This is a genomic window from Rhodococcus opacus (assembly GCF_012396235.1).
Lineage (GTDB): Bacteria > Actinomycetota > Actinomycetes > Mycobacteriales > Mycobacteriaceae > Rhodococcus_F > Rhodococcus_F opacus.
In genome coordinates, this window is sequence record NZ_JAAXPA010000100.1 from 1 (window position 1) to 1603 (window position 1603).

At 67.4% G+C, this 1603-nt stretch carries 1 protein-coding gene; it reads left to right on the forward strand.

Annotated elements, in window-relative coordinates; all coding sequences use genetic code 11:
• On the forward strand, positions 1 to 1599 hold a 1599-nt coding region (locus HGB39_RS38035), incomplete at its 5' end, for an acyl-CoA carboxylase subunit beta (protein WP_206033999.1).
• Positions 1600 to 1603: the final 4 nt, after the last annotated feature.

Below are 1603 nucleotides of genomic sequence, written 5' to 3' on the forward strand. Positions count from 1 at the left end.
ACGCCCGATATTCACACGACGGCGGGAAAGCTCGCCGACCTGCGTAATCGTCAGGCCGAAGCGCAGCACCCCAGCGGTGACGCCGCGGTCGAGAAGGTCCACGCCAAGGGCAAGCTCACCGCCCGCGAACGCATCACCGCCCTGCTCGACGACGGCAGCTTCGTCGAACTCGACGCCCTCGCCCGGCACCGCTCGGTGAACTTCGGCCTCGCCGACAACCGCCCCGTCGGCGACGGCGTCGTCACCGGCTACGGCACCGTCGACGGCCGCGACGTCTGCGTGTTCTCCCAGGACGCCACCGTCTTCGGCGGCTCCCTCGGCGAAATCTACGGCGAAAAAATCGTCAAGGTCATGGACCTCGCCCTCAAAACCGGGCGCCCCCTGATCGGCATCAACGAAGGCGCCGGCGCCCGCATCCAGGAAGGCGTCGTCTCCCTCGGCCTCTACGGCGAAATCTTCCACCGCAACGTCCAGGCCTCCGGCGTCATCCCGCAGATCTCCCTGATCATGGGCCCCGCCGCCGGCGGCCACGTCTACTCCCCCGCCCTGACCGACTTCGTCGTCATGGTCGACCAGACCTCCCAGATGTTCGTCACCGGCCCCGACGTCATCAAAACCGTCACCGGCGAAGACGTCACCATGGAAGACCTCGGCGGCGCCCACACCCACATGGTCAAATCCGGCGTCGCCCACTACGTCGCCTCCGGCGAACAAGACGCCCTCGACTACGTCAAGGACCTGCTGTCCTACCTGCCCAGCAACAATCAGGCCGCGGCCCCCCGGATGCTGCCCACCGACCCGATCACCGGGTCCATCGACGACTCCCTCACCGCCGAGGACCTCGAACTCGACACCCTCATCCCCGACTCGGCGAACCAGCCCTACGACATGCACGAGGTCATCCGCCGCATCCTCGACGACGACGAATTCCTCGAGGTCCAGGCCGAACGCGCCGGCAACATCGTCGTCGGCTTCGGCCGCGTCGACGGCCGCTCCGTCGGGATCGTCGCGAACCAGCCCACCGTGTTCGCCGGCTGCCTCGACATCGACGCCTCCGAAAAAGCCGCCCGCTTCGTGCGCACCTGCGACGCGTTCAACGTCCCCATCATCACCCTCGTCGACGTCCCCGGCTTCCTGCCCGGCACCGACCAGGAATACAACGGCATCATCCGCCGCGGCGCGAAACTCCTCTACGCCTACGGGGAGGCCACCGTCGGGAAGATCACCGTCATCACCCGCAAGGCCTACGGCGGCGCCTACGACGTGATGGGCTCCAAGCACATGGGCGCCGACGTCAACCTCGCCTGGCCCACCGCCCAGATCGCCGTCATGGGCGCCTCCGGCGCCGTCGGCTTCGTCTACCGCAAACGCCTCCTCGAAGCCGCCAAGAACGGCGACGACGTCGACGCGCTGCGCCTGCAACTGCAACAGGAATACGAAGACACCCTCGTCAACCCGTACGTCGCCGCCGAACGCGGCTACGTCGACGCCGTCATCCCCCCGTCCCACACCCGCGGACAGATCGTGGCCGCCCTGCGCCTACTCGAACGCAAAATGGTCACCCTCCCGCCCAAGAAGCATGGGAACATCCCCCTATGACCGC